The sequence below is a fragment of the Nocardia sp. CA-151230 genome (assembly GCF_050942175.1).
Classification (GTDB): domain Bacteria; phylum Actinomycetota; class Actinomycetes; order Mycobacteriales; family Mycobacteriaceae; genus Nocardia.
On record NZ_CP192061.1, the window covers coordinates 99,893 to 125,518 of the forward strand.

At 67.6% G+C, this 25,626-nt stretch carries 22 protein-coding genes; 11 read left to right on the top strand and 11 right to left on the bottom strand.

Annotated features, from left to right (window positions below; translation table 11 throughout):
• Positions 1 to 111: 111 nt before the first annotated feature.
• The 3 genes from ACQP1O_RS00465 (at position 112) to ACQP1O_RS00475 (ending at position 3,419) form a co-directional block, all read left to right on the top strand.
• Positions 112 to 1,455 (top strand): MFS transporter, encoded by a 1,344-nt coding sequence (locus ACQP1O_RS00465; protein ID WP_433563978.1) that lies wholly within the window; start codon positions 112 to 114, stop codon positions 1,453 to 1,455.
• Between the two features lie 281 nt (positions 1,456 to 1,736).
• Positions 1,737 to 2,672 (top strand): DMT family transporter, encoded by a 936-nt coding sequence (locus ACQP1O_RS00470; protein ID WP_433568003.1) that lies wholly within the window; start codon positions 1,737 to 1,739, stop codon positions 2,670 to 2,672.
• 138 nt (positions 2,673 to 2,810) lie between these two features.
• Positions 2,811 to 3,419 (top strand): MauE/DoxX family redox-associated membrane protein, encoded by a 609-nt coding sequence (locus ACQP1O_RS00475; RefSeq protein WP_433563979.1) that lies wholly within the window; start codon positions 2,811 to 2,813, stop codon positions 3,417 to 3,419.
• Here ACQP1O_RS00475 and ACQP1O_RS00480 read toward each other — a convergent pair.
• Together ACQP1O_RS00480 and ACQP1O_RS00485 are read right to left on the bottom strand one after the other, a co-directional pair.
• The gene (locus tag ACQP1O_RS00480; protein ID WP_433568004.1) at positions 3,389 to 4,933 is read right to left on the bottom strand and encodes a Rieske 2Fe-2S domain-containing protein; all 1,545 of its coding nucleotides are present in this window, start codon (positions 4,931 to 4,933) and stop codon (positions 3,389 to 3,391) included. The two genes, ACQP1O_RS00475 and ACQP1O_RS00480, sit on opposite strands and share 31 nt — an antisense overlap.
• Positions 4,934 to 4,978: 45 nt before the next feature.
• Positions 4,979 to 5,680 (bottom strand): hypothetical protein, encoded by a 702-nt coding sequence (locus tag ACQP1O_RS00485; protein WP_433563980.1) that lies wholly within the window; start codon positions 5,678 to 5,680, stop codon positions 4,979 to 4,981.
• Between the two features lie 240 nt (positions 5,681 to 5,920).
• Here ACQP1O_RS00485 and ACQP1O_RS00490 point away from each other — a divergent pair, with 240 nt between their 5' ends.
• A complete protein-coding gene (locus tag ACQP1O_RS00490) occupies positions 5,921 to 6,673 on the top strand; it encodes a lysophospholipid acyltransferase family protein (RefSeq protein WP_433563981.1) in 753 nt (250 codons plus the stop codon).
• Positions 6,674 to 6,767: 94 nt separating this feature from the next.
• On the opposite strand, the gene ACQP1O_RS00495 is transcribed toward ACQP1O_RS00490, so the two are convergent.
• From ACQP1O_RS00495 to ACQP1O_RS00515, 5 genes are read right to left on the bottom strand one after another with little or no spacing between them, the layout of a single operon-like run.
• Positions 6,768 to 7,379, bottom strand: coding sequence for a hypothetical protein (locus ACQP1O_RS00495; protein WP_433568005.1), 612 nt, complete (start codon positions 7,377 to 7,379; stop codon positions 6,768 to 6,770).
• A 41-nt stretch (positions 7,380 to 7,420) separates the two neighbouring features.
• Complete coding sequence (locus tag ACQP1O_RS00500; RefSeq protein WP_433563982.1) at positions 7,421 to 9,103, bottom strand: ABC transporter family substrate-binding protein; 1,683 nt, start codon at positions 9,101 to 9,103, stop codon at positions 7,421 to 7,423.
• A 44-nt stretch (positions 9,104 to 9,147) separates the two neighbouring features.
• A complete protein-coding gene (locus tag ACQP1O_RS00505) occupies positions 9,148 to 11,007 on the bottom strand; it encodes an ABC transporter ATP-binding protein (RefSeq protein ID WP_433563983.1) in 1,860 nt (619 codons plus the stop codon).
• Positions 11,004 to 11,957: an ABC transporter permease gene (locus ACQP1O_RS00510; RefSeq protein ID WP_433563984.1), complete on the bottom strand. Its 954-nt coding sequence runs from the start codon at positions 11,955 to 11,957 to the stop codon at positions 11,004 to 11,006. Before ACQP1O_RS00510 ends, ACQP1O_RS00505 begins: the two co-directional genes overlap by 4 nt.
• The gene (locus ACQP1O_RS00515) at positions 11,957 to 12,934 is read right to left on the bottom strand and encodes an ABC transporter permease (RefSeq protein WP_433568006.1); all 978 of its coding nucleotides are present in this window, start codon (positions 12,932 to 12,934) and stop codon (positions 11,957 to 11,959) included. The genes ACQP1O_RS00510 and ACQP1O_RS00515 overlap by 1 nt, the downstream gene beginning before the upstream one ends.
• Before the next feature lie 259 nt (positions 12,935 to 13,193).
• On the opposite strand from ACQP1O_RS00515, the gene ACQP1O_RS00520 reads away from it, so the two are divergent.
• On the top strand, positions 13,194 to 13,994 hold the full coding sequence (locus tag ACQP1O_RS00520; RefSeq protein WP_433568007.1) for an HAD family hydrolase: 801 nt from the start codon (positions 13,194 to 13,196) through the stop codon (positions 13,992 to 13,994).
• A gap of 66 nt (positions 13,995 to 14,060) precedes the next feature.
• On the opposite strand, the gene ACQP1O_RS00525 is transcribed toward ACQP1O_RS00520, so the two are convergent.
• Positions 14,061 to 16,205, bottom strand: coding sequence for an N-acetylmuramoyl-L-alanine amidase (locus tag ACQP1O_RS00525; RefSeq protein WP_433563985.1), 2,145 nt, complete (start codon positions 16,203 to 16,205; stop codon positions 14,061 to 14,063).
• Between the two features lie 319 nt (positions 16,206 to 16,524).
• Between ACQP1O_RS00525 and ACQP1O_RS00530 the strand changes: the two genes are divergently transcribed.
• Positions 16,525 to 17,946, top strand: coding sequence for a SpoIID/LytB domain-containing protein (locus tag ACQP1O_RS00530; RefSeq protein WP_433563986.1), 1,422 nt, complete (start codon positions 16,525 to 16,527; stop codon positions 17,944 to 17,946).
• A gap of 17 nt (positions 17,947 to 17,963) precedes the next feature.
• Here ACQP1O_RS00530 and ACQP1O_RS00535 read toward each other — a convergent pair whose 3' ends face one another.
• A complete protein-coding gene (locus ACQP1O_RS00535; protein ID WP_433563987.1) occupies positions 17,964 to 18,464 on the bottom strand; it encodes a MarR family winged helix-turn-helix transcriptional regulator in 501 nt (166 codons plus the stop codon).
• A 109-nt stretch (positions 18,465 to 18,573) separates the two neighbouring features.
• Here ACQP1O_RS00535 and ACQP1O_RS00540 point away from each other — a divergent pair, with 109 nt between their 5' ends.
• Complete coding sequence (locus tag ACQP1O_RS00540; RefSeq protein ID WP_433563988.1) at positions 18,574 to 19,512, top strand: EamA family transporter; 939 nt, start codon at positions 18,574 to 18,576, stop codon at positions 19,510 to 19,512.
• Positions 19,513 to 19,541: 29 nt separating this feature from the next.
• Entirely contained in the window at positions 19,542 to 20,180 is a 639-nt protein-coding gene (locus ACQP1O_RS00545) for an NAD(P)-dependent oxidoreductase (RefSeq protein ID WP_433563989.1), read from the top strand.
• A 116-nt stretch (positions 20,181 to 20,296) separates the two neighbouring features.
• Here the strand turns inward: ACQP1O_RS00545 and ACQP1O_RS00550 are convergent, their stop codons facing one another.
• Positions 20,297 to 21,028: a S1 family peptidase gene (locus ACQP1O_RS00550; RefSeq protein WP_051151478.1), complete on the bottom strand. Its 732-nt coding sequence runs from the start codon at positions 21,026 to 21,028 to the stop codon at positions 20,297 to 20,299.
• A 284-nt stretch (positions 21,029 to 21,312) separates the two neighbouring features.
• Here ACQP1O_RS00550 and ACQP1O_RS00555 point away from each other — a divergent pair, with 284 nt between their 5' ends.
• Both ACQP1O_RS00555 and ACQP1O_RS00560 read left to right on the top strand, forming a co-directional pair.
• Entirely contained in the window at positions 21,313 to 21,765 is a 453-nt protein-coding gene (locus tag ACQP1O_RS00555) for a DUF4189 domain-containing protein (protein ID WP_433563990.1), read from the top strand.
• A gap of 113 nt (positions 21,766 to 21,878) precedes the next feature.
• Positions 21,879 to 22,634 (top strand): MerR family transcriptional regulator, encoded by a 756-nt coding sequence (locus ACQP1O_RS00560; protein WP_433563991.1) that lies wholly within the window; start codon positions 21,879 to 21,881, stop codon positions 22,632 to 22,634.
• A gap of 214 nt (positions 22,635 to 22,848) precedes the next feature.
• On the opposite strand, the gene ACQP1O_RS00565 is transcribed toward ACQP1O_RS00560, so the two are convergent.
• A complete protein-coding gene (locus tag ACQP1O_RS00565; RefSeq protein WP_433563992.1) occupies positions 22,849 to 24,045 on the bottom strand; it encodes a hypothetical protein in 1,197 nt (398 codons plus the stop codon).
• A 322-nt stretch (positions 24,046 to 24,367) separates the two neighbouring features.
• Between ACQP1O_RS00565 and glf the strand changes: the two genes are divergently transcribed.
• Positions 24,368 to 25,585, top strand: a complete 1,218-nt coding sequence (glf, locus tag ACQP1O_RS00570; RefSeq protein ID WP_433563993.1) for a UDP-galactopyranose mutase — start codon at positions 24,368 to 24,370, stop codon at positions 25,583 to 25,585.
• The last annotated feature ends 41 nt before the right edge of the window (positions 25,586 to 25,626 follow it).

Here is a 25,626-nt window from a genome sequence, read left to right on the forward strand (position 1 = left end):
CTCCGTAGTGCGCTGCCCCGGGCTCACACCGACCGTGTGGGCTCGACGCGCGCACCGCTCCACTCGATACGGGTACCAACCCACTCGATACGCGCACTGACGCTGCGGGCGATGCTGTTCGCCGTCACGGCGGACCTGATCCCGCTCTACGCGATCTACGCGCTGTTGTTCGCCGACCACGGCCTGAACGCGGCGCAGATCTCGTCGCTGTTCGCCATCTGGTCCGCGACCTCGTTCCTGCTGGAGATTCCCTCCGGCGCCTGGGCCGACACGGTCTCGCGGCGCGGCCTGCTCGCATTGTCGGGTGCGCTGCTGGCGGCGGGCTTCGCGGTGTGGACGCTGTACCCCTCCTACCTGGGATTCGCCGTCGGCTTCGTGCTGTGGGGTACCTCGGGCGCGCTCCGCTCGGGCACCTTCGAGGCGCTGATCTACGACGACCTGCACGCTCGTGCCGCGACGGCCGAATACCCGCGGCTGATGGGCTATGTCCGCGCCGCCACCGAATCGGCCGCGCTGGCGGGCATTCTGGTGGCGGCCCCGCTCTACGCATGGGGCGGCTACGCGCTGGTCGCCTGGTCCAGCGTCGTGATCGCCGCCGTACACACCGCCACCGCGGCCCTGCTGCCGATCGCACCGAAGTCGGTCTCCGCGGCAGACATCGAGGAACTCGAAGACGCGGACGACGGTGTTGCCGAGCAGGAGCCGGACGGCGTCCGAACCGGCGACCGCGACCCCACGTCCGAAACCCGCACAGCCGAACCGGAATCCAGCGGCTACCTGGCCATGCTGCGCGCGGGTATACGAGAGGCATTGCGAGTCCGGGTGATTCGACGCGGCGTCATTCTGGTGGCGCTCCTGAACGGCATCACCGCGTTCGATGAATACTTCGCGCTACTGGCCGACCACGCCGGCGCCGGCCCGTCCCTGGCCGCGGTCCTGGTGGGTGTCACGGTGGCCGGAGCCCTGGCCGGCGCGACCCTGGCGGGCCGCACGGAGGGCATCTCGGCGCGAGTCATGGCCGCTGCGCTGGCCATGGCCGGTGTCCTGTTCATCGCCGGTGCGCTGGTGGCGGGCACGGGCGCCCATCACCCGCAGGCGATGTATGTGCTGACGGCCGTGGGCTTTTCGGCGGTGGGCATCGCCTACGGTATCGACTACAACGCCGATGTGATCGCCTCGGCCCGCCTGCAGGACGCCATCTCGGGCCCGGCCCGTGCGACGGTGACCTCGGTGTCCGGCTTCGCCACCGAGATGATCGCCCTGCTGGTCTTCGCCTTCGCCGCACTGGCCACGACCTGGCTGTCACTGCCGGTGATGGTCGCTCTGCTCGGTGTACCGCTGCTGCTGGCCGCGGCCCTGGTCCCCACCTGGCTACCCAGCGCGACATCGCGCCCGGGCCCAGCGGCGGGTGCGCGCGATTCGGAGCCTGTTGTCCAGGATTCGGAACAGCTGTGAGCTGGAAGGATTACCGATTACAGGCACCGGGCGCGGAGATCCTTCGGTCCGGAAGACCTGCGGCACCGGCGCTGGGCAGACCGATCGGCCGTCGAGCCGGCGCGCGACAGCGCCAGTGCGGCGGCTATCGGAGGCCTGAAGTGGCTCGCCCTCGAACGCGGGTCGTTCTGCGCTGGAACGGGATCCGTGCATGGCGTGGGGCGGTGGGGCAGAGCGCCGCGCGACATGATCCGGTCGATCGGCTCAGGGGCAGGGGAGGCGGGGACAATCGGGCGGTGGCGATGCGGCAGTGGCTGGGGTTCGGGTTCGGGGGTTCCATCGGTGCGGCGGTGGCCGTCCAGGCCCGGGTCAATGGGGAGTTGGGACAGCGGCTGGGGGATGGGATCGCGGCGGCGACCATCAGTTTCGGGAGCGGGTTGCTGATATTGGCTGTGGTCTTCGCGGCCAGTGGGCGGTTGCGTGCGGGCGTGGGACGGGTGCGGGCCGCGCTCGATACGGGCGAGTTGCGCCGGTGGCAGCTGCTGGGTGGATTCTCGGGCGCGTATTTCGTTGCGTGTCAGGGGCTCACGGTGGCAACCATCGGGGTGACGGCGTTCACGGTGGCGGCGGTGGCCGGGCAGTTGGTGAGCAGCCTGGTGGTGGATCGGCTGGGCTGGGGGCCGGGTGGGTCCACACCGGTGACGGCCGGGCGGATCGGTGCGGCGGTGCTCGGCCTGTTCGCCGTGCTGCTCGCGGTGATCGGCCGGAGCGGCACCGGCACGGTCGCCGGGCATTCGGTGGCCTCGGTGCTGCTGGTGGTGTTGCCGCTGGTCGCCGGTCTGCTGGTGGCCTGGCAGCAGGCGGTGAACGGCCGGGTGGGTGTGGTCGGCGGCCCGCTGTCGGCGACGCTGGCCAATTTCGCGACCGGCACGGCGGCGCTGGTGGTCATCGAGGCGGGAGTGCTGGCCCGGCGCGGTGGTTTCGGGCCGCTGCCGAGCGAGCCGTGGCTGTATCTCGGTGGGCTGATCGGGATTTCGTTCGTGGCGCTGGCGGTGCTGGTGGTCCGCTGGATCGGGGTGCTGCTGCTGGGCCTGACCTCGGTGGCGGGCCAGCTGCTGGCATCGGTGGTGCTGGATGTGGCCGCGCCGACCGGCGCCGGGCTGTCGGTCCTCGCCGTGATCGGCTGTGCACTGACCTTTGTGGCCGTGGCGGTGGCCGCCCGTTCCAGGACATCGTGATCACCCTCCGGACGTCGAAGCCGCACACTCCCGGATGCTGCCGCCACGCGGGCGAGTTGTGTGCTTCTCGGCGTGGTGTCGAAAACTGTTCGGGTGATTTGTAATTCGCCGTCAATCTCTATGTGCGATGGTGCGGGAATGGCTATCGACTACTGGGTGTGGGTGGCACGTCTGGTGCTGGCCGTCGTGTTCGGATTGTCGGCGTGGGGGAAATTCGCCGACGGCTCCGGGACGCGGATAGCGGTGGAGGAGTTCGGTATTCCCCTCCCGTGGGTGCCCGGCGTGGCCTGGGGATTGCCGGCGGTGGAGGCGGCCGTGGCGATCGCGGTGCTGCCGCCGTGGACCGCGGCCGGTGCGGCGCTGGTGGCGATTCTGCTGCTGGGAATGTTCACGGGCGCGGTCGTCCGGCTGTTGCGCCAAGGAAAGCGGCCGGTCTGTTCGTGTTTCGGCGCGGGGAGCGCGGCGCCGATCGGCCGTGGGACGGTGATCCGCAATATCGTGCTCATCCTGCTGGCGGGCCTGACCGTCGTCGCGACGCTGGCCGATCCGCAGGTGCCGGGCGTGCTGCCGCTGGATCACGCGGTCGCGCTGGCGGTCGCGGCCGGATTCGCCGCGGTGCTGGTCTCGCTGTGGGGTGAGCTGCGGTCGGTACGCCGCCGCCTGGACGCCATCGAGCGGATGCGGCCGATCCGCCGGGACCGGCCGCATTCCGCGGATCAGACCAGTTTCTTCGAGCGCAGTTCGTGACCCTTGGAGGTCTTGCAGCGGCCCGATTCCAGGTCCCACTGCCAGCCGTGCAGGTTGCAGGTGAGCGTATTGCCCTCGACCACACCGAATTTCGACAGGTCGGCCTTGAGGTGGGGGCAGCGGCGCTGCACCTCCCAGCCGTCGAGCTCGGTGGAGGCGGAATCGTCGTGCGCCTCGGCGAACCAGCCGTCGGCGTAGGCGATGCGCTCGTCGGTGAGGCACTTGAAGAAGGTGTAGAGGAATTCGTTGTAGCCGCCGATGCGCCAGGTGGTGAAGCGCGTCGACAGGAAGATGGTGTTCACCCAGTCCGGCTCGTCGTCGCGCAGCACGGTGCGCACCAGCTGCGGGTCGATGCGGAATCCGTAGCGGTACTTGCCTTCTCCCTCGATGGGCTCACGCACCACCCGCTTGGGGAAGTCGAGCACCACGGTCTCCTCGCCCATGACCAGGCCGACCGGGTAGCCGATGCCGTCGCAGATGAGGTCGCTCTGCGCCATGATCGGCTCGAACTTGGCCTTGAGCGCGGGCAGCAGCGGCTCGCCCTCGGCCGGGGCCCAGGTGGCCTTCTCGGCGGCCAGCACCGGGGCCATGCGCTGGGCCATGGCCTCGATGTAGGCGGCCTTGTCGCCGTAGATGGTGTCCGGGTCGACCGGGTGGGTGAGCGAATTCAGTTCCTTGCCACACAGATCCGCGGTCGAGCCGGGGATCATGAGCAGCCCGCCCTCGTTGCCGTGGATCTTCATCTGATCCAGGAAGACGATCTGGTCGGGGAAGATATTGCCCTCGTCGCCGCGGTCGTCGTTGAGGTAGCGGAGCTCGTCGTCGAGGAAGACCGGCGGGCCGGCCGACGGGACGACCCAGGTGGCCCCGACCTGTTCGATGTAGGAGCGGCAACGGTCCATGCCGCGCTGGCGCTTCTGCTTGCCGAAGTTGGCCTTGGTCTTGGTCGGAATGTCGTACACCATCGGGTACCAGATGGCGCCGGAGTACTGCAGCAGGTGGATGTCCACGTGCCCGAAGGCGTCGTGCAGCACGTCCATGTCGACGGGCCGGGCGTCGTTCATGTTGAAGCACACGGTTTCCCCGTCGTCGACGACCAGGGCGGAGTCGCCGATCGGGCCGTCGGCGGGCGCGCGCAACGCGATGATCATGATGTCCAGGTCGCCGCCCGGACCGGTGACGGTGGTCTTGACCGAGTCCTCGGTCTCCACGAACTTGGTGAAGCCGAGCTTCTCGAGCTCCCGCTTGAGGTCCGGCACCGGATAGTCGGGCAGCAGGACGGTGGCGTCCTTGTTGACCTTGTCGGCCAGGTGCTCGGCGTCCCAGTGGTCACGGTGCAGGTGCGAGACATAGAGGAAATCGCAGTTGCCGAGCTCGTCCCAGTCCAGCTGGGTGTTGTCGGGGAACGGGAACCACGATCCGAAATAGGCCGGATTGACCCACGGATCGCACAGGATCGTTCCGGCAGCGGTTCGAATGTGGAATCCGGCGTGTCCGACGCTGGTGATCTGCACGAGCTTCATTCCTCCCTGACCGTTACCAGCCACCCAGAGTACTGGCTAGCCGGAGACGTCGCCGATGCAGTAACCCTCGGAGCCCGACTTCAAGGTGTATATCTGCTTTGTCTGGTCTCCGGCGCCGGTGGTGACCGGTACGGACACGGTGATATACCCGCCGCGCGGCCACTCCGACTTGATGGACTGGTCCACGAAGGTCCTTACCGACCCCGGCTTCGACGGGTTCACCGCCAGCGGCGCGGTGGCCGGTTTGCCGGTGCTGTCCGGATCCCAGGTCCGGCCCGCGGCGCAGACCAGTGGATACGCGTCCTCCCGGTCAGTGGGATGCAGCGGCCGGCCCATCGAGCGAGATAGGAAGCGCCGCACCGTGTGTCGCGCGTCGGCGTCATTGAAGCCGAGTTCGCCCCCGGTCGGGTAGACGTGCGGGCAGGCGTAGCCGGTGGCGATGTCGCGGTCCTGCGCGGTCACCGTGACCTCGGCGTTCTGCCAGGTCACGGCCTGGCCGCTGGAGACGCCCGGTCCGGCGAGCGCATCGATGATCGCCTGCGGCTCGGCGTACATGCTGTGAATATTGGGCGGCGCCATGGTCCAGCAGCGGTCGGCCAGTTCGTCCAGCCCTCTTGCCCGCAGGTCGGCCGCCCAACGCGCGACGGCCGGCGCGGCATTCGGTTTCCCGGGCGCCGCCCCGACGCCGCCGCTCACGGCCGCGGTCGGGCTGGGGCTACTGCTGGTTTCACTGGACATATCGACGTCGGCCCCGAAATCCGTGCCCTCGATTCCGACTCTCGAATCGCAGCCGCCGGCAAGGCAGGCCGCGCCGACTATCAGCGTCCCGAGCAACCCCTGGTGGAGTCGTGCACGCAACACTGTCCGGCCGTTTTCCACTCGTGCGAACCTCTTTCAGTGTCGAGAAGTCACATCAACCGAATTGCTGTTACCTGGATCACTGGATGCCGCGCGGGCAGCGACTAGGCTAGCGGAACTGTGGAACCCGTCTATTACCCAGTCATCGGCCTGGCCCGCACGATCTTCGCGCTGCAGGGCCTGAAGTTCACCGTCAAGGGCGACGAAAACATTCCGGCGACCGGTGGGGCGGTGATCGCGATCAACCACACCGGGTACATGGACTTCACCTACGCCGGTCTGCCCGCGCGCACCACCGGGCGGTACATCCGCTTCATGGCCAAGAAGGAAGTCTTCGACAGCTCCGTCTCGGGGCCGATCATGCGTGCCCTCAAGCACATTCCGGTGGATCGTGCGGCGGGAGCGGACTCCTACCACGAGGCCGTGAAGCGGCTGCGCGCCGGCGAACTGGTCGGCGTCTACCCCGAGGCCACCATCAGCCGCAGCTTCGAACTCAAGGGGTTCAAGTCCGGCGCGGCCCGCATGGCCATCGAGGCCGGCGTTCCCATCATCCCCATCGTCATCTGGGGCGCCCAGCGAGTGTGGACCAAGGGCTTCCCGAAGCGCCTGGGCCGCACCAACACCCCCATCTCCATCGCGGTCGGCAAGCCCATCCAGCCCTTCGAGCCCGCGGCGGCCCTCACCGACCAGCTCCACGCCACCATGTCCGACATGCTCCTGGACCTCCAGCAGGACTACACCCACGAGCCCGGCGCCTACTGGGTCCCCGCCCGCCTCGGCGGCAGCGCCCCCACCCTCGAAGAGGCCAACGCGATGGACGCCGCCGAAGCCGCCGAGAAGGCCGCCCGCCGCGCGGAGAAGAAGGCCGAGTAAACACGGCCCCTACGTTCAACGGCCTGCTACGGGGAATCGGAGCCCCCGGAGCAGGCCGTTGCTGGTTCGGGCACGGAGCCCGGACAGCTCCGGCTCAGCTCGGGTCGGCGCCGCGAACAGCCGCCAGCCAGGTGGCCGCTGCCGCCGCGACCAGCGTCGCGACCACGAAGGCCGGCCATCCGCCACCGGAGGTGTACACCCACAGCAGCCCCGCGAACGGCCCGGCCACCGCGGACTGCGCATCCAGCAGGAGCCGGCGCCCGATCCCCGTCCGCCCCACCGCCTCCGGATCCGGTCGCACCGGATTATCGATCAGCTTCCCCACCGGCTCCGAATCCCGCAGTCGCCCAGCCGGATACATCCGCCGCCCCCCGACATGCACCGCCCGCCCGGCCAATTCGGCCGTGTCCTGCGTGAGCGTCACCAGCACCGGATCGAAATACACCGGCAGCCAGTGATTCTTCCCCCCGATCGTGAACTCCAGCCACGACCGGCTGACCAGCCGATGCTGCTGCCGCACCCGCCGTACCGCCACCTCCAGGCGCTCCTGCCCGCCGGGCAACCCCCCGGGCAGATAACCCAGCGCGACAGCGAACCGAAACCCGCTGTAGCCCAGGATGAGCACCGCCGTGGTGCCCAGCATGGCCACCTGCTCCGGATCAGCGAACGGGACCCAGGCGAGGGTGATCGCCAGGGTCCCGATCATAACGAGCGCCGGATAGGCCAGGGGATGGCCCGTCCGGAAAATCACTTCAGGAAGCCGATTTTGGTGTAGTCGAGGCTGGCCAGACCGGCCGCGCCGTAGTTGGCGAGGTTGGCGCGAACGGCGACATTGCCGGGCGACTGCAGGAGCGGCATCGAATGGCCCTCGGCGAACACCTGCTTGTCGACCTGGTTCGCCAGGTCGATCGCCTTGTCGGGGTCGAGTTCGGAGACGGTCTTCTCGATCAGGTCATTGAGCTCGGGCGAGCCGATCCGGCCGTAGTTGCCCTGGACGTCGCCGGGGTGGTAGCCCCAGATCTGGTCGAGGCTGCCGAGCGGGAACAGGTCGCCGACCCAGCTCCAGTAAGCGATATCGAAATCGCCGGGCTGAATGACCTTGGTGAAGAAGTCCTGGCCGGGCTTGGTGTCGATGGTGAGCTTCACGCCGATCGCGGACAGATTCTGCTGCATGATCTGCGCCATCTGCACCCAGGTGTCGTCGTTGTACATGACGTCGCGGATCTCGAGCTTGCGCCCGTCCTTCTCCCGGGTGCCGCCGCCGGCGGGCATCTTCCAGCCGAGATCGTCGAGCTCCTTGGCGGCCTCGGTGGGGTCGAAGGCGGGCGCGTTGTCCTGGTAGCCCTTCTGCCCGGCCATGTAGATGTGGTTGTTCAGTGGCTTCGGGTCGTTCACCAGACCGCTCTGGATCGCGGTCGCGATGCCCTGCCGGTCGACGGCCTTGCTGATGGCCACGCGCAGCTTGGGGTCGGCGAGGATCGATCCGGGCGCGCCGTTGAAGGTGAAGTGCGACCACTGGTTACCGGGTGCGCGGCGGATGGCCACGCCGTCGGTGCTCTGCGCGGTCTTGAGATCGTCGCGGCTGCCGATGCCGACGGCGTCGATCTCATTGTTCTGCAGGGCCGGAATCAGCGCCTGGCTGTTGAGGACGCTGAACGTGATGGTGTCCAACTTCGGCGTCGCGCCCCACCACTTCGGGTTGTGGCCCAGGACGATTCGACCCTGACCGCGATCGGTGGACTGCACGACGAACGGGCCGGCGGTCGTCGTGATGGCGTCGACCAGGCCCTTGTTGAAGGCCTCCGGCGTGCCGGTCACGGACTTGGGGTAGAGGAAGGAGTTGCCCGCGAACTGGCCCTTCCACTCCGCGAAGTGCTTGTCGAAGGTGACGACGGCCTGCCGGTCGTCAACCCCGCGCTCGACCTTCCCGACGCGGTCGAAGCCCTGGTTGTTGGCGATCAGGAAATCCTTGTTCCTGCCGCTGAGCGCATTGGCCTGGGAGGCGATGTCCTCCCAGGTGATCGGCGACCCGTCGGACCAGAACGCCTTCGGATTGATCGTGTACGTGACCTGCTGCGGATTGGTATTCGTCAGCTGGACATCGGTGAAGTAATTGGTGTCGATGGACAGATTGCCGGCCGCGTCGGACACGAAGGCGCGCGGCATCATCGACCGCTCCACGGCGGTGATCTCGATATCGTTGCCGTCGATGTTCAGCGTGTTCCAGTTCGCCGGATACGCCGAGATGGCCAGCCGCAGATTGCCGCCGTCCTTCAGGTCCGCGACATCGTGCGGGTTGATGTCGTTGGTGGTGCCGAGTTCGGCCTTGCCCTGCGGGGAGGTGGTGTCACCGCCACCGCATCCGGTCGCCACCATTGTCACGGCGACCAGTGGGACCGCGAGCTTCAAGCCGATCGAGCGAATCCTCACCGGTTGCTCCTTCCGTCGGAGTATTGCTGGAACACTCTGCGCCCCTATCCCGAAACGACCGGGACCGGGACGGCGTCGATGAGGGCGCGGGTGTACTCGTGCCGAGGATCGCCGAAAACCTGCTCGGCCGCACCATATTCGACGATCCGGCCGTCATACATGACCGCGATGTCGTGCGCGAGATTGCGCACCACCGACAGATCATGTGAAACGAACAGATACGACAGTCCCCGCTCGGCCTGCAAGTCGCGCAACAGGTTCAGTACCCCGGCCTGGATCGAGACATCCAGCGAGGACACCGGCTCGTCGAGCACCAGGATCTCCGGATCCAGGGCGAGCGCCCGCGCGATATTGATGCGCTGCTTCTGCCCGCCGGAGAAATCGGTGGGATAGCGATCGGCGTGCTCCGGGCGCAGGCCGACCAGATTCAGCAATTCCCGTACCCGGCGGTGGATTTCGTCATGCGAACGGCCGTCGATGCGCAGCGGCTGGGCGAGCGCGTCGAAGATCGGCAGCCGCGGGTCCAGCGAGGCCGACGGATCCTGGAACACGATCTGGAGCTTGCGCCGGATTTCGCGGCGGCGGGTCTTGGTGAGGGTGGCGACATCGCTGCCGAGCACCTCGATGCTGCCGCTCTCCGGCGCGATGAGTTCCATGATCTGGGTCAGCGTCGTCGATTTCCCGGAACCGGATTCGCCGACCAGCGCCAGCGTGCGGCCCGACTTGATCTCGAAGCTGACGCCGTCCACCGCCTTCACCTCACCGGTCCGGCGTTTGAACACCACTCCGGAGGTGATCGGGAAGGTCTTCTTCAACTCCGAAACCCGCAGGACCACTTGCTCATCGGTGGTGACCGGGACCTCGGCGGGCGGCACCTCGCGGCGATAGGCCGTGAACAGGTCCGCGGATCCGATTTCGGCCACCCGGATGCAGGCGGCGCGATGACCGGGTTCGGTGTCCTGCAGGGGTGGTTCGGCCGCCTGGCAGTCGTCGACCGCAACCGGGCACCGCGGCGCGAACGGGCACCCCGGCGGCAGTGCGTGCATGGCCGGTGGCGCACCGACGATGGGCACCAGCGGTACTCGCGCCGGGCCGTCCAGCCGTGGGATGGACCCCAGCAGGCCGACCGTATACGGCATCCGGGGTGTGGTGAAAAGCTCGGCGGTACGTGCGGTTTCGACGATCCGTCCCGCGTACATGACCGCGACCCGGTCGGCGAGCGTGGCCGCGATACCCATGTCGTGGGTGATGAAGACGACCCCGGCACCGGTGATGTCGCGCGCCTTGCGCAGCAGATTCAGGATCTGCTTCTGCACCGTGACATCCAGTGCGGTGGTCGGCTCGTCGCAGATGATGAGCTCGGGATCATTGGCGATGGCGATGGCGATCACCACGCGCTGCCGCATACCGCCGGAGAACTCGTGCGGAAAAGCCTTGGCGCGCACGGCCGCATCGGGGATGCCGACCAGGTCGAGCAATTCCACCGCCTTCGCGGCGGCCTCGTGCTTGCTCATCTTCCCGTGTGCCAGCAGCGCTTCGGCGATCTGGTCACCGACCCGGTACACCGGCGTCAACGCCGACAGCGGGTCCTGGAACACCATGGAGATCTTGCTGCCGCGCAGCGTGGACAGCTGCCGGTCATCCATGCCGAGTAGTTCCTGCCCGCGCAGCCGGATGGACCCCTGCACCCGGGCTTGATCCGGCAGCAGACCCATGATCGCCAGCGACGATACCGATTTGCCGGAACCGGATTCACCGACAATGGCCAGCACCTCGCCGTCCTGCACGGTGTAGCTGACGCCGCGCACGGCGTCGATGCGGCCTTCTTCACCGGGAAAGCTCACACGTAGATCGGAGACCTCGAGCAGCGGGGCGGTGGTGGTGCGAACCGTCTTGTCCGTCATGCCTGGGCCTTTCGGGCGTTCTCGGCCTTGCTCCCGCGACGCTTGCGGCGCGAGCGCGCCCGCTTCGCGGTCGGGTCGAAGGCGTCGCGCAGACCATCACCGACCAGATTGGCGCACAACACGATCGTGATCAGGAACGCGCCCGGGAACATGAACAGCCACGGATAGGTCAATGCTGATTTTGTGCCCGCCGAGATCAGGGTGCCCAGCGAGACGTCGGGGGGCTGCACACCGAAGTTCAGGTAGCTGAGCCCGGATTCGCCGAGGATCGCGGCGCCCACGGCGAGGGTGGTGTCGATGATCAGGATGGAGGCGATATTGGGCAGGATGTGTGTGGTGATGATCGTCCGGGTGGGCGCGCCCATATACCGTGCGGCCCGGACGAATTCGCGATCTCGCAGGCTCAGCGTGAGCCCGCGTATCAGGCGCGCGCTGATCATCCAGCTGAACAACGACAGCAGCAGAATCAGCAGCAGGATGGACCCACTGCCCTTCATACGCGGCGCGAAGAGGGCCACCATGATGAAACTCGGCATCACCAGCATCAGGTCGACCAGCCACATGATGGCGGTGTCGGTCATTCCGCCGAGCAGCCCGGCCACCGATCCCAGCACGGCCGCGATGGTGCTGGAGATCAATGCGACCGAAAAACCGATGATCAGCGACTTCTGCAATCCGCGCAACGTCTGCGCCAGGATGTCCTGACCGATCTGATTGGTGCCGAACGGATGTCGCGAACTGGGTGGCTTCAGCAGGGCCGTGTAATCGAGCTGCTGGTAGTCATATTTGAGCAGCGGCGGTAGCGCATAGCAGAGGATCAGCATCAGTAGTAGGACCGCCAGGGCGATCACCGACACCTTGTTGCGGAGGAAGCGTCGAACCACCAGTTTGCGGCGGCCCGCCGCCATGGGTTCGGGCGCGCCCGCGACGATGATTTCGGTTTCGGTCATCAGGCACGCACCCTGGGGTCGAGAATCGCGTAGACGATATCGGAGAGCAGGCCCGACAGCAGGATCACCAGGGCAGCGAACGCGGTGATGGTCACCACCGGGTACAGGTCCTGCGTGGAGATCGAATCCACCAGCCATTCGCCGACGCCGTGCCAGCCGAAGATCTTCTCGGTGAAGACGGCGCCGGTGACGAGTCCGCCGAAGCCGTAGGCGAACAGCGTTGCCATGGGGATGAGCGCGGTCCGCAGGCCGTGCTTGAAGAGGGCGCGGGTGCGGGTGAGGCCTTTGGCGCGGGCGGTTCGGATGAAATCGCTCTGGAGCACGTCCAACATGGCGTTGCGTTGGTAACGGCTGTAGCTGGCGGCCGCGCCGAGGATCAGGCCCAGCGTCGGAATCGCCAGGTGCTGAAGGCGATCCACGAACTGATTCCATGCGCCGTGTACGGCGGTCGCGGAGGTCTCACCGGTGTAGTAGAAGACCTGCGTCCCGGTCAGCGTGTTGATCTCCAGCGCACCGTATTTCAAGAAGGTTGCCAGCAGGAATACCGGAGTGCTGAGCAACAGCAAGGATGTCACGGTGGTGGCGTAGTCGCTGAACTTGTATTGCCGGATCGCCCCCGCCGCGCCGATCAGCACGCCCAGCAGGGTGCCGAACACGGATCCGATGATCAGCAGCCGCAGGCTCACCCCGACGCGACGCGGCAGCTCCTCGCTCACCGGCTGTCCGGCCATGGTCTTGCCGAAGTCGCCGTGTGTCACGATGCCGCTGACCCACTCCGCGTAGCGCTGCGGGATCGGCACATCCAGCTTCAGCTCATCGCGTTTGGCGTCGATCACCGACTGCGGTGGGCGCGGGTTGCGATGCTCGAGACTGTCGAGTGGGCGAAAGGTGAGGGACGCGAGACTGAAGGTCAGGAACGACGCCAGTACCAGCAGCACGACATAGTTCAGCGCACGTCGCAGCAGAAAACCGGCCATCATTCCCTTTCGGGGTCGAGTTCTGACCCAGATCATAGGGAGTGAGAACCGTAAACGCGGGGTACGGACCGCGGACGCGACGGCAATCCGTGTGTTATCGCGCGCGTCCCGGTGGGTGTGGGGGTTGCTGGGTGGTGTGATGCGGGGCGGTGTCCGAAAGGTCTCTTTTGTACGGCAGCGCCCGGAATCCACGAGCGCGGCGGTCGTGGCTCGAGGCAGGATGGAATAGGTGACGCTCTTTCACCTGCCCAAACCCAAGATGGTCGCCTCCGATGTGGACGGCACGCTCATCGACCACCGTGAGCAGGTGAGCGCCCGCACCAGGGCAGCGATCAACGCCCTCATCGCGGACGGGGTGCCGTTCGTGCTCGCCACCGGAAGGCCGCCGCGCTGGATCGATCCGGTCGTCGACGGGCTCGGCTTCTCGCCGCTGTGCGTGTGCGGCAACGGTGCGGTCATCTACGACAGCGCCGCGGATCGGGTGCTGGACACCCGAACCCTGGATATCGAAACCCTCACCTGGGTCGCCGATCTGGCCGAGCGCCTGCTGCCGGGCTGCGGCCTGGCCGCGGAACGGGTCGGTTCCAGCGCGCACGACGCGGCCACACCGCAGTTCGTCAGCTCGCCCGAATACGAGCATGCCTGGCTGAACCCGGACGACACCCAGGTCTCCCGCGCCGAAGTCATCTCCGCGCCCGCGATCAAGATGCTGATCCGCCTGCCCGGTGCCGCCAGCGCGGACATGCGCGCCGTGCTGGACCCGCACCTGGCCGGCCGCGCGGACCTCACCTACTCCACGGACAACGGCCTGATCGAACTGTCCGCCCCCGGCGTCACGAAGGCCACCGGCCTCGCGACCATCGCACAGCGCCTGGGCGTCCAGCACAGCTCCCTCATCGCCTTCGGCGACATGCCCAACGACGTCCCCATGCTCCTCATGGCCGGCCACGGTGTCGCCATGGCCAACGCTCACCCGGAGGCGATCGCCGCCGCCGACGAGGTGGCCCCCTCCAATATCGAGGACGGCGTGGCCCGCACCCTCGAACGCTGGTGGTCCTGAACAAGATCAGGGAGCTCTCGATGCGGGAATTCGGGCAGAATTCCGCGCGGAGAACCCCCTGACCATCTAGTTGGGCGCGGCCGCGGGGATGGGGGCGGCCTGGGCGGGGGTGCCGGGGGCGGGGATGCCCTTGCCGGGGATGGGGTCCTGGACGGCCCCGTAGTTCTTCAGGACGGTGGTGACGATTCCGGTGAGCTCGTTGAAGATCAGGGCGCCGTTCTGGAAGTCGGTGCGGACGCCGTCCTGGACCGGATATTCATTACTGGTCGGCAGACCGAGAAGTCCTGTGCCCGCGCCCAATTGCAGGAAACGCTCCAGAATCTTGCCGACCACCGAGTAGATCTGACCGGTCGGCGAGGAATACACGTAGCCATTGGTGAATTGGCCGTACTGGCCGCCGTCCGCCAAGGCGATCGGTTCCGCTTTCGGTTGTCCCAGTGGGCCGTTCGCGCCGCCCTGATCGTTCCAGTAGCGGGCCACCGGACTGCGGTCGAGCATGTTCAGGATCTTCTGGGTGAGGTCGGCCAGGGCGGCCAGATCCTCCTGATTGCCGGCGTCGGGGGCGGGGTCGGGCTGCGGATTGCCCGCGTTCTGGCCGGGATGGACCCGCGTCGGACCGGGTTCGGCGGGCGTGCTCGTGCCGGCCGCCACGTCCTCGGCGATCTGCCGGATCTTGTCCATCATGGCGTAGGCGGCGTCACCCGGGCAGGTGGTGTTGCCGACATCGCGGTGCGCGAAGATGTTCGGCAGCTTGACCGCCTGTCCCAGAGCGTATTTCGTGTAGTCACTGCCCTCGGAGTACATGGTGGTCTGACCCTCGGGATCGATGCCCGCCACCTTGGCGCGCCAGCCGATGTAGTTGCCGATCGCCTGGATGGACACGTCCGTCGGCGCCTCGTCCTCGTAGTCGCCCATCAGCGCGACGCCCGCGGTATTGATATTGAAGCCGCCCGCGTGCGCGCCCTCGACCGGCTTGTCCAGACCGCCGTAGCGGCCCTCGAAGATCTGCCCGTACTTGTCGACCAGGGCGTTGTAGCCGATGTCGCACCAGCCCAGCGTCTTCGCGTGATACGAGTAGATGGCGCGCACGATGCCCGCGGACTCGGCCTTGGTGTAGTCGTTGCGACCCGCGGTGTGGTGCACCGTGATCGCGGAGACGCCGTCGTCGTAGGTGGGCTCCTCGCAGCGCAGCGATTCGTCCGCGCCCCACTGCGCGCGGGCGATCACCTTGGGCCCGCCGCCGGGCAGTGGCGCCGCTACCGTCTGCAGGTTCTCGTCGATGCTGCCGCGGCCCGGATCGATCAGCACCGCGGCCAGCTTCTCCAGATTGATCTGCGCCGGATCGGCCGAACCGTCGTCCAGCGGTTTGGTTTCGGCGGGCGCGGCGGCCGGCTTGCGGGTCACCAGCATCTGCACGGTCTTGGTATTGCCGACGTAGATCGGCTCGGTGCCGGCGCGCTTGCCCGGCGTGGGATGGTCCTTGCCGTTCTCGGTTTCGGCGTCGTACCAGGGTCCCCAGGTGCCGTCGGGCCGCTGGGCGCGGAGCTTGGTAGTGGTTCCGGCCAGGTCCGCCGCGGTGAGCGCGACCATGCTGAACGGGGTGTCCCGGGTCAGCTCCTTGACCTGTGCACCGACCTTGTCGACCAGGTCGGCGGGCACCGCGCCCGCGTTCAGCGCGGGGGTGCGCAGGTCACCGGTGAGGCCGGGCACGGGGTGCGGGCCGGGGGCAGCCGGATTGTCGGCGGTCGGGATCGGAGCCGGAACCCCGGAATCGGCTGGGGCGACGGTTGTTCGACTGCCGGGAGCCGGTGTGACGACGGGAGCTACTGGCGCGGACGGGGTTTCGGCACCCGGCGGCCCGGGGACCTCGGGCCCGGGTTCGGCGATGAAGCCGGGCGTGCCCGTGGCCGGGCCGGTCGGCCGGGCGACGATGGTGGCGTTGGGGAGCGAGCCCGGGACGGTGGGGCGGGTGACGTGCGGCCCGGTGTCGGATGCGGGCCCGACGGGCTGCTGCTGCGGGTCGTTCAGCCGCGGTAGCGGAATCTCGCTGGGTAGTTGGACGCCCGGTATGAGATTCGGCGGGATCGGAATCGATTTGGGCAGCGGCAACATTCGCAGATCGGACAGGCGCAGGTCGGGCAGGTCCAGTCCGGTGAGCTCGCGCAGCGGCAGCACGATGTCAGGCACCGAGGAAAGGGCGACTTCTGCCATTTGTGCAGGTATAGCTGCCCAATTGCTTTCATCGGCGTTCCGGACATCCCGGGAATCGCTCAGCGCCAGAATGCCGACGGGAGCAGATAGCGCGAGGACGGTGATGACCGGGAGCGTATAGGCAGGTTTCGGTTTGCGATACGGCACAAGCATCTCCCATTCAGGTAAATCCGTCTAACCGCGCCCGGAGCCCAAGCTTGCTACTTGGCGCATCAACGATCACACTAGTCTCTACTGTCACATTCCCTGAACGTATGGTTGAGGCTTAGCTTTGGGGTAACTCGAATGTAGCTTCGACTCTCGACAGAACGGGTATGACATGCCGAACGGGTACCTAGCCAAGCGCCGTAGACGGCGCGGTCTGCTCACCCTCTCCCTCGCCGTCGCGGCCACCACCGGCGGCACCGCACTACTGGTCTGGGCCTGGCCCGACAATGCCTTCCTCTTCACCGCCGGCGCCGGTCACGGGCGTGGCCTGAGCCAGAACGGCGCCTTCGACAAGGCCGTCGCGGGTTGGAACGCCGACCGCATCCTGGCCAACTACTACTCCGGAGCCGAGCTGGCCGACGTCGGCCGGACCACGGTCCGCGTCCGCCTCATGGAGCAGGACGACAAGACCCTCGATCTCGCCTCCGACTCCGTCTTCTATGTCGCCGGCCGCCGTGTCATCCCCGGCCAGGCCGCGCATCTGACGCCCACCGCCACCGGCGCCGACGTCACCATCACCCAGGGCTGCGACGGAAACACCCTCTGGGAGGGCAGCACCGACGACCCGTGGGCCTACCCCGTCACCGACGGCACCGACCGCCCCGCCAACGAACAGCTCGAGATCTGCGGCGGCAACGCCTACCGCGGCGTCCTCGGCGTCGCCCTCGACAACGGCTCCCCCCGCACTGTCAACGAGGTCGACCTCGACGACTACCTCAAGGGCGTCGTCCCCGCCGAAATGGTCCCCGGCTGGGCCGACAAGGGTGGGGCCGAGGCGCTGCGCGCCCAGGCCATCGCCGCCCGCTCCTACGCCCTCGCCGAGCAGCGCTACTCCTACGCCCAGACCTGCGACACCGAGGACTGCCAGATGTACCTCGGCACCGACAAGGAAGACTCCCGCACCACCAGCGCCGTCGAGGTCACCTCCGGCCGAGTCCTGGTGCGCGACAACCACATCCTGCGCGCCGAATACTCCGCCGCCCCTGACGGCGGCCTCCCCACCCCCGCCTCCGCCATGGAGGTCGGCCCCGCCCTCACCGACTTCCCCGCCTCCGCAACCCCCGCCGACCCCAACCTCCCCTCCTTCGACCCACAGTCCCCCCAAACCCAGCCCACCCCAACGGAATCCGACCCGGCTGCGCCCACAACCCCGGACGCCACCACCACGGACCCCGTCACCCCGGGCGCTGCGACCCCGGACGCGACGGCCCCGACCCACACCGACCCGACCGACACCGTCCCCGGCACCCGAACTCCCGCCACCCCAGGCAATGTCACCCCGGCGACCCCGCTGCGCCCCACCCCCGACAACCGCTCCGGGTTCACCATCCCCCTGCCGTCCCCCGGCAGTGCCGACCCCAACTCCGTGCACTCCGACCCCCGCCACGCCCCGGCACCGGCGAACTCGGGCCCGGTCAACCCGGCGATCCGGACCGCGACTCCGGCTCCCCGAACCGCCTCCACCCCCGGCCCGTCGGCCCCGGTCCCGGCTTACACCCCGGCGCAACCGACCCCTCCTGCCTTGGCGCACTAGCAGTTTCGGCCAGTAGTTCAGTCCAGGGTGAGGTCGCCGAGGGATTCGGCGAACTTGCGGAGTAGGGGGATGAGGGTCTCGCGGTCGGCTGAGGAGAGGTCGGCCAGGAGGCGTTGCTCGTTTTCCATGTGTAGAGGGAGGATTCGGTCGATCAGGGCTCGGCCGGAGTCGGTCAGGTGGACCTGGATGGCTCGGCGGTCCTTGGGGTCGGGGACTCGCTCTACCCAGCCTTTGGCGGTCAGGCGGTCGATGCGGTTGGTGATGGCGCCGGAGGTGATCATGGCGGCCTTGTTGAGAGCGCCTGCGCTGAGGCCGGATTCGTTGCCGGAGCGGCGGAGGGTGGCCAGGACGTCGAATTCCCAGCGTTCCAGGCCGTGGGTGCGGAAGAAGTCGGAGAGCTCGCGGTCGACGATGCGGCCCAGGCGGGCGAGGCGGCCGAAGATCTCCATGGGGGAGGTGTCGACGTCGGGGCGCTGCTGACGCCAGGCGGCGGTGATCTGGTCGACGGCGTCGGGCACCGGCGGCCTCCTCTCGGGCGGCGGAATAAATCTCAACATTGAGATACTTGACGGTGAGGTATCCAGATGGTGTTATCTCAATGTTGAGATTATCAATGAGGAGCTATCGATGACCACCGCTCGCGCCGGAGCCGCCGGACTCGCCGGGACGCTCGCCCTCACCGGGCTCGCGCCGCTGGTCTGGGGATCCACCTACGCCGTCACCACGACCTTCCTGCCGCCCGATCGGCCCATGTTCACCGCGCTCATGCGAGTGCTGCCCGCGGGACTGCTGTTGCTGGCCATCACGCGGAAACTGCCGCACGGGCAATGGATTTCACGCGCGCTGGTGCTGGGCGGGCTGAATATCGGTGTGTTCACGGCCCTGCTGTTCGTGGCCGCCTATCGACTGCCGGGCGGGGTGGCGGCGGTGCTCGCCGCGGCCGCGCCGCTGTTCGCGGTCGGCTTCGCCGCCCTCGGCCTCAATGAGCGACTCACCGTGCGGAAGGTAGCAGCGGCTCTGATCGGGCTGGCCGGCGTGGCACTCGTAGTACTCAGGGCCACAGCCACTCTCGACACGCTCGGTATCATCGCCGGGCTGGTGGCCGCCATCGCTATGGCGGGGGGCACGGTGCTGACCAAGCGCTGGGGACGGCCCGAGGGCATCGGCCCGCTGGCCATGACGGGCTGGCAGCTCACGGCCGGCGGACTCCTGCTGCTGCCGGTCGCCGCCATCGCCGAGGGCGCGCCGCCCGCGCTGGACGGCCGGGCCATCGGCGGCTACCTCTACCTCGGCCTGATCGGCACCGCCGCCGCGTACGCGCTGTGGTTCCGCGGCATCGCCAAGGCCAATGCCACCTCGGTGGCCTTCCTCGGCCTGCTCAGCCCGCTGTCGGCGGCCGTCATCGGCTGGGCCGCGCTCGGTCAGGCGCTGGCACCGCTGCAGATCCTGGGCATGGCCATCGCGCTGGGCGGCACCCTGCTCGGCCAGACCGGATCCGCGCCCCGCGCAACGGAACCTGCGCCGCAGACCGACGACGACACTCCCGAGAACCGCGTCGCGGCGTGATTCGAACCCTCGATAAGGAGCGAAAGACCATGCAGATCACAGTGTTCGGAGCGAGTGGAGACGCCGGGAGCCGGGTCGTGGCCGAGGCGCTGAGCCGGGGCCACCGGGTGCGGGCGGTCGCTCGCACCGCCGAGCGGCTGCGGGAGCTGCCCGCGCAGGTAGAGGTGTGGACCGGCAATGCCACCGATCCAGCCGATGTCGAGAAGGCCGCGGCCGGCAGCGATGTCGTGGTCAGCGCGACCCGCCCGGCCCCGGGCCGCGAGCACGAACTGGCGGAGGTCGCCGCCGCACTGCTGGAAGGCTTGGCGGACAGCGGGATTCGGCTGCTGGTGATCGGCGGTGCGGGCAGCCTCACCGTCGCGGGGACCGGCAAGACCCTCACCGAGCAGCCGGACTTCCCGGCCGAGCTGGTGCCCATTGCCGAGGGCGGCAGCCGCCAGCTCGAGGTGTTCCGGACAACCCCGCACGCGGTGAACTGGTCCTACGTCAGCCCGGCCGCACTGTTCGAACCCGGCGAGCGCACCGGCTCCTACCGCCTCGGCGGGGACGACCTGCTCACCGACGACCAGGGCAATTCGGCGATCTCCATGGAGGACATGGCCATCGCCCTGCTCGACGAGATCGAGCAGCCCGCGCACCACCGGACCCGGTTCACCGTCGGCTACTGAAGATTCACCGTCTGCTTCTGAAAAACCGCACAGCACAACCGAACACCTGCCGAATGCGCCGCGGGGCGTGACCGGAGTACCCGGTCACGCCCCGCGGCGTAGAACTGTCTCGGAGATCAGGCGACGTGGAAGCCCGCGCCCGCGCCGCCCTGGCTGTCGATATCCGCCAGCACGCTGCTGATATTGGTGGCCAGCTCCGGCTCGTGGATCAGGTTCCCGCCACCGGTGCACAGCGGCAGCTCGACGCTGACCGGCCCCGCGTTGAAGTCGGTGCCCGCCACCACCATGCCGATCAGCTGGTCGCCGCGCAGCACCGGCGCGCCGGAGTCACCGTGATTGGCGCACACCTGGCTGCGGAAGTAGGTGGACCTGGTCTCCCAGACCGGGCCGCAGGTGAAGCCCGTGGTGCGGCCGTTCTTGCAGACGTTCTCACCGATCTGCGGCGGGGCGCCGACCGAGTTGATGACCGACTGCGCGACCTGACGGGTCGGGTTCACCCGGTCCGGGTTGAACACGATGATGCCCCAGTCCATCTCCTCGCCCTTCGCGGCGATGACGCCGATGCCCCCGGAGCGGGTGTACTCGGCCGCGATGCGCGCGCCGACCTCGCCACAGTGGCCGGCGGTCAGACCCACGAGCTGGTTCTTGTTGTCGTAGCCGATGGCGGTGATGGTGCACTCACTGACCGAGTTGGCATCGGTGAGGTCCTCGACGTAGACGCCGGAACCACCGCCGAGCACCACCGGTGCGGCCGCGTCCGCGGGCCCGGCGAACAGGAGCGTGGAGCTCACGGCGGTGGCGGCCACGGCCGCCCAGTGCAGAACTCGGGCGCGGCCCGCAGACAACATTGGTGTTCCTCATCCCCCGAATATCGAAATTCGTGCGCGCGCGGAAATCGGGAGTCCGGGAGCGCGCGCGTGGAGCCTCTCACGCCCGCCTACCCGGCGCAAGTCACGTCGGGGCCGACCGATTCGATGGCCTATTCGGAACGCTTTGCGCGGCAGCCGGTTCCGTCGCGAAACCGACTTGGCCGTGTCGGTGGCCCGTGATAGAAATCCGGCAGTGGTGATCGCACCACCGGAGTGCAACCGGAGCGGCTATTTTCGCCGCTGCCGAATGGGGAGAATTTCTAATGGCTTTTTCGGGCAAACTCGCCCTGACCATGTTCGTTTCCGCTGCAGCCGTGCTGGTTTCGACGGTGGGGGCCGGCACCGCGAGCGCCGAGCGCGGACCCGACGGCTCGCTGTACGGCTCGCTCGCGATGAGCACCGACGGCGGCACCTTCTATGGCGCGGCCTGGAACTACCCGAACTGGAGCGGCTCCGACGCCGACGCGCTGGGCCAGTGCGGGCACCGCGGCTGCAAGATCATGGTGCAGTTCCGGGACGGCTGCGGCGCCATCGCCGAGAGCGCCGACCACACCTACTACTACGGCGGTTCGGGCAGCAACCGCGCCGATGCCGAGCAGGACGCCATGACCCGGCTGACCAACTGGATGCCGGCGCCCGCCGCCATGTTCGGTAGCTCGGCCCCGCCGAAGCAGTCCGTGCACATCCGCTACAGCCAGTGCACCGACGGCGCGTAGTCCGTCGTCCGCGCCCCGGACGGGCGCATACTGATCAAGGCTTGACCTTGACGCACCGTCAACTTGCATCCTGAATTCGTCGAGGAGAACGAGGGGAAACGAAAGGCCCGAACGTGACAGCCGAATGGTCCATCCAGGAATTGGCCAAAGTGGCCCGAACCACCAGCCGCACCCTGCGGCATTACGGTGACCTCGGGCTGCTGCCGCCCAGCCGGATCGGATCCAACGGCTATCGCTATTACGACCAGGAATCCCTCGTACGGTTGCAGCGCATCCTTTTGCTCCGGGAACTCGGCCTGGGCCTGCCGACCATCGCCGAAGTCCTCGCCGGGCAAAAGGACACCGCTGCCGCCCTGCGCACCCATCTGGAATTGCTGAAACACGAGCAGGACCGGATTGCGCGCCAAATCACCTCGGTGCAAACGACATTGCGCAAAACGGAAACAGGTGAGCAACTGATGGCGAACGAGGTATTCGACGGATTCGACCACGCCCGGTACCGGGACGAGGTCATCGAACGCTGGGGCAAGGACGCCTGGGACAGCGGTAACCGCTGGTGGAACTCCATGAGCGAGGCCGAGAAGAAGGCCCACCTCCAGACCCACGTGGATATCGCCGCCGACTACGGGCGCGCCCACGCGGCCGGAGTCCCGGTCGACAGCGACGAGGTGCAGGCGATCGTGCAGCGTCACTACGACTGGCTCGGTAGGACCCCGACAGGCGGACCCGTCAACGCCCAGTACTTCAACGGTCTCGGTGACATGTACGTGGCCGACCCGCGCTTCGCGAAGAACTACGACAAGCACGGCGAGGGAACCGCCGAGTACGTCCGCGACGCGATGCGGGTGTATGCCGCCACCCGGCTGTAGCCGGAACCCACTTCCGCAGCCCTTTCGGTCATGGCCGAAAGGGCTGCCGTCGTCACCGGCCCGGCACCGGACGAATCGTATTGCCTGCGCGTGTCTGCGCACAGTGGCCGGGCAGGTGTGCTCATCCTCTGAATTCGGACTGCATGTCCACTGACCGGAAAGCGAACAGCCGCCCGGTGTTTCGGCCGGGCGGCTGTTCCCTATCGATGCCGGGTCAGGCCGCGCACATGGACTGCATGACACCGCGCAGGATCGGCGCGCCGTAGGTGGTGGGCGCGAACGCGATGGTCTCGGCCATGCTCAGCGGGGTCAGCACCGTCGAGGCGACGCCGGTGAAGCCGGCCACCGTATTGCCCACGGTGAGCAGCAGGCTGGTGGTGTCCAGCGCGAGGGTGATGAGCGAGAAGACGTTCTCCACCTTCACATCTCCCAGCGCCACGGTGTCGAGCGCCCGGCCCTCGTAGATGTCGAAGCCCAGGTTGGCCAGGAAGGTGAGCGGCCCGTAGTCCAACGAGTCCACGATCGGACCGAGCTGCTCGGTGCGGCGCATCATCATGACGTCGGCGACCCGGTTGCTCTGCAGGAAGCCTTGCAGCGCATCGGCATTGGCGTTCACGGTCGCGGCGTCGACGGGCAGCGCGCCGCTGGTGGCGAGGAAGTTGCGGGTGCGTTCGACCAGGTCGGACGTCTTGAGCTCGGCCAGCGGGGTACAGCTGCCGTCGGCCTTGGTGAGCTGGTTGGCCAGATCGATGAGCGGCTGCGGTACATCCACGTGCTCATCGGGCAGGTCCAGTTGCAGCTTCTGGTAGACGCCATTGGCATTGCAGCCCAGCGACAGCTGCGACTGGACCGCACGCGCCAGTGACTTCACGCCGTTGAACAGCGCGCCCACGATGGGCTTGAGCACGAAGCCGACGGTCGGCACCAAGCTGGTGGCGAACTGGGCCGGGATCTTCACGATCCGGGTGGCGAGGATGAACACCTCGACCACGTCGCGCACCTTCAGCTGAGAGACCGCGATGGTCTGGTGCAGCCGACCGGTCTTGATGGCGTCGAGGTTGTTGACGATGTAGGTGACGATCGGGTCGTCCAGGAATTGGGTGCGGTCGTTCACCTCGTCCGGGCTCAGCGGCAAACCGTTGCGGTGCACGTGGATCGAGGCGACGTTCTGCCGGAAATCATTGACCGATTGGTCGTAGGCCGCCTGCTGCTCGGCCGGGACGACGGTGCGAATGGCCGTAGCGGCCGCGGTGATGACGTCGTCGAAGGTGGCGGCGGGCTTGCCGCAGACGCCATCGCCATCGGCGACTGCGGAGGCGGCGAGGGTGTCGCCCTCGTCCGCGCGGGCGGTGGCCGCGTCCGGGATCAGGGCGGCCGCGCTCAGCACGGCGGTGATGGAGAGCGCTCCCACGAGTGGAGCGAAACGAGCGAGGCGCATGTACTTGTTCTTCCGGGGTCGAGCAAACGGCACGGCCGCGCTTAGCACACGGCAACGAACTGGTCGGTTTTACAATTCGAGTCGATATGTAATACAGCCCTCGTGACCCAGCTGTCAGCGATTTCGTGAACATTGCGCAAAAATCTTGCGACCGTTCTCGCTCACTGGGATGACTTGTGTCACTCGTCGGCCTATCCTCGCGGGGTTCGAGCCGAGTCCACCGCAACACCGTGGCATCGGTCACGCCCCGCCCCTGTCGACCCGCCCCGCCGGAGCCCACGCGCGCCCCCGGGCCATGCCGGTAGTCTGGGCACCCGTGACCGTCGCATCCCCGTTCGATCTCATCGTCGTCGGCTCCGGCTTCTTCGGGCTGACCATCGCAGAACGCACCGCCAACCTGCTCGGCAAGCGAGTTCTGGTGGTGGAACGCCGCTACCACCTGGGTGGCAACGCGTACTCGGAGGCGGACCCGGAAACCGGCATCGAAATCCACAAGTACGGCGCCCACCTGTTCCATACCTCGAACAAGCGCGTGTGGGATTACGTCAACCAGTTCACCGAGTTCACCGGCTACCAGCACCGCGTCTTCGCCATGCACAAGGGGCAGGCCTACCAGTTCCCCATGGGCCTGGGCCTGCTGTCGCAGTTCTTCGGCCGCTACTTCACGCCGGACGAGGCCCGCGCGCTGATCGCCGAGCAGTCCGCCGAGATCGACACCCAGAACGCCACCAACGTCGAGGAGAAGGCCGTCTCGCTGATCGGTCGCCCGCTCTACGAGGCGTTCATCCGCGACTACACCGCCAAGCAGTGGCAGACCGATCCCACGGAATTGCCCGCCGGCATCATCACCCGCCTGCCGGTCCGCTACACCTTCGACAACCGCTACTTCAACGACACCTATGAGGGCCTGCCGAAGAACGGCTACACCGCGTGGCTGTCGAAGATGGCCGAGAACGACCTCATCGAGGTCCGCGTGGACACCGACTGGTTCGAGGTGCGTGACGAGATCCGCGCCCAGAACCCGGACGCCCCGGTCGTCTACACCGGTCCGCTGGACCGCTACTTCGACTACGCCGAGGGCGAGCTCGGCTGGCGCACCATCGATTTCGAGACCGAAGTGCTGGAAACCGGTGACTTCCAGGGCACCTCGGTCATGAACTACAACGATGCGGACGTCCCGTTCACCCGCATCATCGAGCCGCGCCACTTCCACCCCGAGCGCGACTACCCGACCGACAAGACGGTCATCATGCGCGAGTTCTCGCGGTTCGCCCAGACCGGCGACGAACCGTACTACCCGATCAACACCCCCGACGACCGCGCCAAGCTGCTGGCCTACCGGGAGCGTGCCAAGACCGAGACCACCGAGGCCAAGGTGCTGTTCGGTGGCCGTCTGGGCACCTACCAGTACCTGGACATGCACATGGCCATCGGCGCGGCGCTCAGCATGTTCGACAATGTGCTGCGCCCGCACCTGGAATCCGGTGCGCCGCTGGTGGATCAGGAGGCCTGATGAGCCACACTGCGCAGCCCGCTGATCAGGCCGACGGGGTG